The organism is Citrobacter sp. FP75 (genome assembly GCF_018342065.1).
Taxonomy (GTDB): domain Bacteria; phylum Pseudomonadota; class Gammaproteobacteria; order Enterobacterales; family Enterobacteriaceae; genus Citrobacter.
The window spans coordinates 477,809-486,128 of the sequence record NZ_JAFDOE010000004.1; the positions used below are offsets into that span (position 1 = coordinate 477,809).

Consider the following 8,320-nt stretch of genomic DNA (forward strand, 5'->3'; position numbering starts at 1 on the left):
GATGATACGGCTTGCGAAACGTTTCGATGGCGATCACATTTTCGTAACCTCGAGGTGGTTTTCTGTGCATCCTTCAGACTAAACTAATTCTCAGCGAAACGTTTCGCTAGTGGGGAAAGAAAATGAAGAAAGGCACGGTACTCAACTCTGAAATTTCATCGGTGATCTCCCGTCTGGGGCATACCGATACGCTGGTGGTGTGTGATGCGGGTTTACCCATCCCGAACAGCACAACGCGTATCGATATGGCATTAACCCAGGGCGTACCTTCTTTTATGCAGGTACTGGATGTGGTCACACGTGAAATGCAGGTCGAGACGGCCATTCTCGCGACGGAAATCAAACAACATAATCCACAACTCCACGAAACGTTGCTCAGCCACATTGAGCAACTGCAACAACACCAGGGAAATACCATAGAAATTCGTTACACCACGCATGAACAATTTAAAAAACAGACCGCAGACAGTCAGGCGGTAATTCGCAGCGGAGAATGTTCTCCGTATGCGAATATCATTCTTTGTGCTGGCGTCACGTTCTGAGGCCATCATGAACGCATTACTGCAACTCAAAGGGATCGATAAAGCGTTCCCGGGCGTTAAAGCGCTATCCGGCGCCGCGTTAAATGTCTACTCAGGCCGCGTTATGGCGCTGGTGGGCGAAAACGGTGCGGGTAAATCCACCATGATGAAAGTGCTGACCGGGATCTACACTCGTGATGCCGGTTCGTTATTGTGGCTGGGGAAAGAAACCACCTTTAACGGTCCTAAATCCTCTCAGGAAGCGGGGATCGGCATCATCCACCAGGAGTTGAACCTGATCCCGCAACTCACCATCGCCGAGAATATTTTCCTTGGCCGTGAGTTTGTGAATCGCTTTGGCAAAATCGACTGGAAGAAGATGTATGCCGAAGCCGATTTGCTGCTCGCCAAACTCAATCTGCGTTTTAAAAGCGACAGACTGGTCGGTGAGCTGTCGATTGGCGATCAGCAGATGGTCGAAATCGCCAAAGTGCTGAGCTTTGAATCCAGAGTCATCATTATGGATGAACCGACGGATGCGCTGACCGACACCGAAACCGAATCCCTGTTCCGCGTGATCCGCGAGCTGAAATCGCAGGGGCGCGGCATTGTCTATATTTCTCACCGTATGAAAGAAATTTTCGAGATTTGCGATGACGTGACGGTGTTCCGCGATGGGCAGTTTATTGCCGAACGTGAAGTGACCTCGCTGACCGAAGATTCGCTCATTGAAATGATGGTGGGACGTAAGCTAGAAGATCAGTATCCGCGGCTGGATAAAGCACCGGGTGATATTCGCCTGAAGGTCGATAACCTGTGCGGCCCTGGCGTAAACGATGTTTCATTCACGCTGCGCAAAGGTGAGATCCTTGGCGTATCGGGGCTGATGGGCGCCGGACGTACCGAACTGATGAAAGTGCTGTACGGCGCATTGCCGCGCACCAGCGGTTACGTCACGCTTGATGGCCATGAAGTTGTTACCCGTTCGCCGCAGGATGGATTGGCTAACGGCATCGTCTATATTTCTGAAGACCGTAAACGCGATGGTTTAGTGCTGGGCATGTCGGTGAAAGAGAACATGTCACTGACCGCGCTGCGTTACTTCAGTCGTGCGGGCGGCAGCCTGAAACATAAAGATGAGCAGCAGGCGGTGGATGATTTTATCCGTCTGTTCAATGTTAAAACGCCTTCAATGGAACAGGCTATCGGCCTGCTCTCCGGCGGCAATCAGCAAAAAGTGGCGATTGCGCGTGGTTTGATGACCCGACCCAAAGTGCTGATTCTCGATGAGCCAACGCGTGGCGTGGATGTTGGGGCCAAGAAAGAGATTTACCAGCTTATTAACCAGTTTAAGGCCGATGGGCTGAGCATCATTCTGGTCTCCTCGGAGATGCCAGAAGTACTGGGCATGAGCGATCGCATTATCGTCATGCATGAAGGGCATCTCGGCGGTGAGTTTACTCGCGAGCAGGCCACTCAGGAAATATTAATGGCTGCCGCTGTGGGCAAGCTTAATCGCGTGAATCAGGAGTAAAAAGATGACTACCCAGGCTGTTTCTGGTCGCCGTTATTTCACTAAAGCATGGCTTCTGGAGCAAAAGTCGCTCATTGCTCTGTTAGTGCTGATCGCGATTGTTTCCACCATGAGCCCCAACTTTTTTACCGTTAATAACCTGTTCAACATTCTCCAGCAAACGTCGGTCAACGCCATTATGGCTGTTGGCATGACGCTGGTGATTCTGACGTCGGGTATCGATCTATCCGTCGGTTCTCTGCTGGCGCTCACCGGTGCGATTGCTGCTTCAATTGTCGGGATTGAAGTTAACGCTCTGGTGGCCGTTGCGGCTGCATTGGCAGCAGGCGCGGCAATTGGTGCCGTGACCGGGGTAATTGTGGCAAAAGGCCGGGTGCAGGCGTTTATCGCGACCCTGGTTATGATGCTGCTGCTACGCGGCGTGACCATGGTGTATACCAACGGCAGCCCGGTAAACACCGGTTTTACCGAAAATGCCGATCTGTTTGGCTGGTTTGGTATTGGCCGTCCGTTAGGCGTCCCTACGCCGGTGTGGATTATGGGAATTGTCTTCCTGGCGGCGTGGTACATGCTGCACCATACGCGTCTGGGTCGCTATATCTATGCGCTGGGTGGCAACGAAGCGGCAACGCGTTTGTCCGGTATCAGCGTCAGTAAAATCAAAATTATCGTTTATTCACTCTGTGGGCTGCTGGCCTCGCTGGCAGGCATCATCGAAGTGGCGCGTCTCTCCTCTGCGCAACCGACGGCGGGTACTGGCTATGAGCTGGATGCTATCGCGGCGGTGGTATTAGGCGGTACCAGCCTGGCGGGCGGTAAAGGACGTATTGTTGGGACGCTGATCGGCGCATTGATTCTCGGTTTCCTCAATAATGGTTTGAATTTGTTAGGTGTTTCCTCCTATTACCAGATGATCGTTAAAGCGGTGGTGATTTTGCTGGCGGTACTGGTAGACAACAAAAAGCAGTAACAACGACTACAGGACATCTTAAATATGAACATGAAAAAACTGGCTACCCTGGTTTCTGCTGTTGCGCTGAGCGCCACCGTGAGTGCGAATGCGATGGCAAAAGATACCATTGCGCTGGTGGTCTCCACCCTTAACAACCCGTTCTTTGTCTCTTTGAAGGATGGGGCGCAAAAAGAAGCCGATAAGCTGGGTTACAACCTGGTGATTCTGGACTCGCAGAACAACCCGGCGAAAGAGCTGGCGAACGTTCAGGACTTAACTGTTCGTGGTACTAAAATTCTGCTGATTAACCCGACCGACTCCGATGCCGTGGGTAATGCCGTGAAAATGGCTAACCAGGCGAAAATTCCGGTGATCACCCTGGACCGTCAGGCAAGTAAAGGTGAAGTTGTCAGCCATATCGCGTCTGATAACGTGCTGGGTGGCAAAATTGCCGGTGATTACATTGCGAAGAAAGCAGGTGAAGGCGCGAAAGTCATTGAACTGCAAGGTATTGCCGGAACATCAGCGGCGCGTGAGCGTGGAGAAGGTTTCCAGCAGGCCGTTGCTGCACACAAATTTAACGTGCTGGCCAGCCAGCCAGCAGACTTTGACCGTACCAAAGGTCTGAACGTCATGCAGAACCTGCTGACCGCGCACCCTGATGTGCAGGCCGTATTTGCTCAGAACGATGAAATGGCGCTGGGCGCGCTGCGTGCTCTGCAAACTGCGGGTAAATCTGATGTGATGGTGGTTGGATTTGACGGCACGCCTGATGGCGAAAAAGCCGTAAATGATGGCAAACTGGCTGCGACCATCGCTCAATTACCGGATCAGATTGGCGCGAAAGGCGTTGAGACTGCGGATAAGGTACTGAAAGGCGAGAAGGTTCAGGCTAAATATCCGGTTGACCTGAAGCTGGTCATCAAGCAGTAATAGCGATTCAGGCAGTGAACGGCCTGATGGCGACATAAATACGCCATCCTCAGATATTTGAAGATGAAAGCGTAAAAAGAAAAGCAGGGCACGCGCCACCCTAACCCGGTGGCGCACTTTGACTTGGAATACCGAACATGAAAACCGCAGGCAACCTCGTTGTTCTTGGCAGCATTAATGCCGATCATATCCTCAACCTTAACTCTTTTCCGACACCAGGCGAAACCGTAACCGGTAGCCAATATCAGGTCGCATTTGGCGGAAAAGGCGCGAACCAGGCGGTTGCTGCGGGTCGTAGTGGCGCAAATATCTCATTCATTGCCTGTACGGGTGATGACGATATTGGTGAAAGTGTACGTAAACAATTAGCCAGCGATCGCATTGATATTACACCTATTAGCGTGATTTCTGGCGAAGCGACCGGTGTGGCGCTGATTTTTGTCAATGCTGAAGGCGAGAACGTTATTGCTATTCATGCCGGGGCGAATGCCGCACTTTCTCCTGCGCTGGTGGAAGCTCAGCGAGACCGTATTGCGCAGGCTTCGGCCTTACTGATGCAGTTAGAATCGCCCATCGAAAGCGTACTGGCTGCGGCAAAAATTGCGCGTCAACATAACACCACGGTTGCGCTTAACCCGGCTCCGGCACGAGAACTTTCTGACGAGCTGTTGTCGCTGGTGGACATCATTACCCCGAATGAAACCGAGGCTGAAAAGCTGACAGGGATCCGGGTAGAAAACGATGAAGATGCCGCTAAAGCAGCGCAGGCGTTGCACGCGAAGGGTATTCACACCGTACTAATTACCTTAGGAAGTCGTGGTGTGTGGGCCAGCGTAAACGGTGATGGTCACCGTGTTCCTGGTTTTAAAGTGGACGCTGTTGATACCATCGCTGCCGGAGACACCTTTAACGGCGCGTTAATTACCGCGCTGCTGGAAGAGACACCGTTGCCTGAGGCGATTCGCTTTGCACATGCGGCCGCAGCGATTGCGGTAACGCGTAAAGGTGCACAGCCTTCCGTTCCGTGGCGCGAAGAAATTGAGGCGTTTTTAGGTCAGCAGAGGTAACGCTTGGCTACAATGAAGGACGTTGCCCGCCTGGCGGGTGTTTCCACGTCGACGGTTTCTCACGTCATTAATAAAGACCGGTTTGTCAGCGAGGCTATCACCGACAAAGTTGACGCCGCGATTAAACAGCTTAACTACGCGCCCTCCGCGCTGGCGCGTAGCCTTAAGTTAAATCAGACCCGCACCATCGGCATGTTAATTACTGCCAGTACCAACCCCTTTTATTCCGAACTGGTGCGCGGCGTTGAGCGTAGCTGTTTTGAACGCGGCTACAGCCTGGTGTTATGCAACACCGAAGGCGATGAACAGCGCATGAACCGTAATCTGGAAACGTTGATGCAAAAACGGGTGGACGGCTTGCTGCTGCTCTGCACCGAAACCCATCAGCCTTCCATGGAGATCATGCAGCGTTACCCTTCTATTCCCACCGTGATGATGGACTGGTCACCTTTTGAGGGTGAAAGCGACCTGATTCAGGATAATTCCCTGCTGGGTGGGGATTTAGCTACTCAGCATCTTATCGAAAAAGGTTTTACGCGCATTGCCTGTATCACCGGGCCGCTGGATAAAACGCCGGCACGTTTACGTCTGGAAGGATATCGCGCGGCAATGAAACGGGCTGGGTTAGCGATTCCGCAAGGCTACGAAATTACAGGTGATTTCGAGTTTGGCGGCGGATTTGAAGCCATGCAAACGCTGTTGTCGCATAAACAGCGACCACAGGCCGTTTTCGCGGGCAATGATGCAATGGCGGTGGGGGCGTATCAGGCTTTGTACCAGTCAGGATTGCGCATCCCGCAGGATATGGCGGTGGTAGGCTATGATGATATTGAACTGGCGCGCTACATGACGCCGCCGCTTACGACCATCCATCAACCTAAAGATGAACTGGGCGAGCTGGCCATCGATGTGTTAATCCACCGTATGGCGCAACCCACCTTGCAGCAACAGCGCCTGCAGCTTACTCCTGTTCTGATGGTGCGGGGGTCGGTTTAGACTTATGCCGCTCTTTGATCAGGTTGCGGCCATCTTTGGCTTTTAGCAGCATGAACATTAGCGCTGATATCACCGTAATAGCGCCCATCGTAATAAAGGTATAGTGGAACTGTTCGACCGTATTGGTTCCTTCCATGCCTTCATAGATACGCAATACAGCGGCGCTGATGGCGACCCCTAAACTGATTGATAACTGCTGAGTAACGGCCAGCACGCTGTTGCCGCTGCTGGCGTTTTCATCGGTCAGATCCGCAAGGGTAATGGTATTCATCGAGGTAAACTGGGTGGACATTGCCATACCTAAAATGAACAACGGCAGGATCAGCATCCAGATTGGCATGGCGGGAGATTGCAAAGAGAACTGCGCAATCATCAGGCCGATAAATACCGTCACGCCGACCAGCGTTGTGCGGTAGCCAAGCCGACGCAGGACCTGTGTCACCATCGATTTCGCCAGAATGGACCCCAGCGCTGTCGGTGCCATCATGCAACCGGCTATTAGCGCCGGGTAGCCAAAACCTACCTGCAACATCAGCGGCATTAAGAAAGGCACGCATCCCGTCCCCAGTCGTGTGGCAAGGTTTCCGGCGATACCGACCGAGAACGTTCGGGTCTTAAAGATCGGGAGCGCAATTAACGGTGTTGGATGGTGGCGCGCGTGGCGGATGTAGGCGAGCAGCAGCAAAATGCTGCCAAGAATAATGCTCAGCGCTATCCAACTGGCGACAAGCTTCTCACCGAGCAACTCCACTCCGCTGGAAAACAACACCAGGCTCAGACCAAAGAGAAAGAAACCGGTCATATCAAAGCCACGGCGTGGTGTGGTGAAGTTCGGCATATATTTGCGGGCATAGAAGATACCGGCAATGCCAATTGGAATATTAATCAGGAAGATCCAGTGCCAACTGGCCCATGTAACCAAAACCCCGCCTAAAACCGGGCCTAAAATCGGCCCCACCAGTCCCGGCATGGTCACGAAGTTAAGTACCGGGAGTAGTTCACTACGCGGGTAGGCGCGCAGTAGCGCCAGGCGGGCAACCGGCATCATCATTGCGCCACCAATACCCTGTATCACCCGGAAAACAACCAGTTCGGTTAAAGAGCCAGATAGCGCACAGGCAAGTGAGCCCAGGGTAAACAGGCTCACGGCAATCATAAAGATACGTCGGGTCCCGAAGCGGTCTGCCAGCCAGCCACTCACCGGGATCAGCATCGCTACCGTCAGGGTGTAGCTGATGATGGCAGACTGCATGGCGAGTGGGGAGCGGTTGAGGCTGTGTGCGATGGCGGGTAACGCAGTATTAAGGATAGTGGCGTCTAATGCCTGCATAAAAAAAGCCATGGCGGCGATCCATGGCAACCCGGCCATACTGCGTGATTTCTTTTCTGGCATGTTATTTGTCCGGGAGATCATTGGGGGCTATCAGTAATGCCTGACAGGCGGTGAAGGCGCGATCGCCATCGCTGTCCTCTATGGCATCCACAATGGCCTGATGCAAATCCAGCTTCACCACGTCGTTATAGGTAATAGAGGTAAAATAGGTCTGGTACACAGAATGGAACAATGATGCGAAGGAGGTAAGGAATGGATTCGCGCTCATTTCATAAATGTGTTCATGCCAGGCAATATCAACTTCAATCCAGCGCTCGCGCTTAAAGTTCTTTTTTAGCTCGACCATCTCTTTCATTAAGGTATTCAGGTGCGCTTTTTGTTCCGCCGTGCCGATGGTGGCAGCCAGTAAACAGGCTTGGGGCTCCAGGCTAATGCGCATCACCAGAAAATGTTTGATGACCTGAGGGAAATTATCTTCCGTCATCCACCACGTGAGCAGCTCCTGATCGAGGAAGTTCCAGTTTGCCTGGGGCATAACGCGAGTACCGATACGCGGGCGCGGTAATACCATTCCTTTTGCCGTTAACGTTTTTACCGCTTCCCTTACTGCAGTACGGCTCACGCCGAACTGATCGCCCAGTTCTATTTCACCAGGCAGGATAGAGCCTGGCGCGTAATCACCTTTTAATATTCGCTGAGCCAGCTTTTCGGCCAGAACATAGGAAAGGTTTTTCTGTGCGGCTAATTGTTGGGCATTTAAAGGCATGAATATTCTTCCTTACTCTTTCTCTTATTCATTAGTATGCCACCAGGAAGTGTGATTGCGGTTGCAAAAACGGCAAGTTGCTTATTTTATGGCACGTTAATGACGCTTTTGATGAAAAAATACGCACTCAGAAAGTTATTTTAAATTTCCCCTTGTCAGCCTGAAATAACTCCCTATAATGCGCCTCCACTGACACGGAACAACGGATTACAAGCCGC

At 52.1% G+C, this 8,320-nt stretch carries 8 protein-coding genes; 6 read left to right on the forward strand and 2 right to left on the reverse strand.

From position 1 onward, the window contains the following. Positions 1 to 122: 122 nt before the first annotated feature. The 6 genes from rbsD (at position 123) to rbsR (ending at position 6,003) form a co-directional block, all read left to right on the forward strand. Entirely contained in the window at positions 123 to 542 is a 420-nt protein-coding gene (rbsD, locus tag JQ822_RS16830) for a D-ribose pyranase (RefSeq protein WP_213134412.1), read from the forward strand. A 7-nt stretch (positions 543 to 549) separates the two neighbouring features. Beyond that, complete coding sequence (gene rbsA / locus JQ822_RS16835; RefSeq protein ID WP_213134428.1) at positions 550 to 2,055, forward strand: ribose ABC transporter ATP-binding protein RbsA; 1,506 nt, start codon at positions 550 to 552, stop codon at positions 2,053 to 2,055. Positions 2,056 to 2,059: 4 nt separating this feature from the next. Beyond that, the gene (rbsC, locus tag JQ822_RS16840; protein WP_135323766.1) at positions 2,060 to 3,025 is read left to right on the forward strand and encodes a ribose ABC transporter permease; all 966 of its coding nucleotides are present in this window, start codon (positions 2,060 to 2,062) and stop codon (positions 3,023 to 3,025) included. Positions 3,026 to 3,049: 24 nt separating this feature from the next. Next, positions 3,050 to 3,940: a ribose ABC transporter substrate-binding protein RbsB gene (gene rbsB, locus JQ822_RS16845; RefSeq protein WP_196208910.1), complete on the forward strand. Its 891-nt coding sequence runs from the start codon at positions 3,050 to 3,052 to the stop codon at positions 3,938 to 3,940. Positions 3,941 to 4,077: 137 nt separating this feature from the next. Next, positions 4,078 to 5,007, forward strand: coding sequence for a ribokinase (gene rbsK / locus JQ822_RS16850; protein ID WP_213134413.1), 930 nt, complete (start codon positions 4,078 to 4,080; stop codon positions 5,005 to 5,007). A 3-nt stretch (positions 5,008 to 5,010) separates the two neighbouring features. Further along, complete coding sequence (rbsR, locus tag JQ822_RS16855; RefSeq protein WP_213134414.1) at positions 5,011 to 6,003, forward strand: ribose operon transcriptional repressor RbsR; 993 nt, start codon at positions 5,011 to 5,013, stop codon at positions 6,001 to 6,003. Here rbsR and mdtD read toward each other — a convergent pair. Together mdtD and JQ822_RS16865 are read right to left on the reverse strand one after the other, a co-directional pair. Beyond that, complete coding sequence (gene mdtD, locus JQ822_RS16860) at positions 5,969 to 7,396, reverse strand: multidrug transporter subunit MdtD (RefSeq protein WP_213134415.1); 1,428 nt, start codon at positions 7,394 to 7,396, stop codon at positions 5,969 to 5,971. The genes rbsR and mdtD overlap by 35 nt on opposite strands. A 1-nt stretch (position 7,397) precedes the next feature. Next, complete coding sequence (locus JQ822_RS16865; RefSeq protein WP_213134416.1) at positions 7,398 to 8,102, reverse strand: FadR/GntR family transcriptional regulator; 705 nt, start codon at positions 8,100 to 8,102, stop codon at positions 7,398 to 7,400. Between the last annotated feature and the right edge of the window lie 218 nt (positions 8,103 to 8,320).

Bases quoted from the DNA above. Each gene is read 5' to 3' on its own strand.
- rbsD (WP_213134412.1), top strand. From the start codon at position 123: ATGAAGAAAGGCACGGTACTCAACTCTGAAATTTCATCGGTGATCTCC.
- rbsA (WP_213134428.1), top strand. From the start codon at position 550: ATGAACGCATTACTGCAACTCAAAGGGATCGATAAAGCGTTCCCGGGC.
- rbsC (WP_135323766.1), top strand. From the start codon at position 2,060: ATGACTACCCAGGCTGTTTCTGGTCGCCGTTATTTCACTAAAGCATGG.
- rbsB (WP_196208910.1), top strand. From the start codon at position 3,050: ATGAACATGAAAAAACTGGCTACCCTGGTTTCTGCTGTTGCGCTGAGC.
- rbsK (WP_213134413.1), top strand. From the start codon at position 4,078: ATGAAAACCGCAGGCAACCTCGTTGTTCTTGGCAGCATTAATGCCGAT.
- mdtD (WP_213134415.1), bottom strand. From the start codon at position 7,396: ATGCCAGAAAAGAAATCACGCAGTATGGCCGGGTTGCCATGGATCGCC.
- JQ822_RS16865 (WP_213134416.1), bottom strand. From the start codon at position 8,102: ATGCCTTTAAATGCCCAACAATTAGCCGCACAGAAAAACCTTTCCTAT.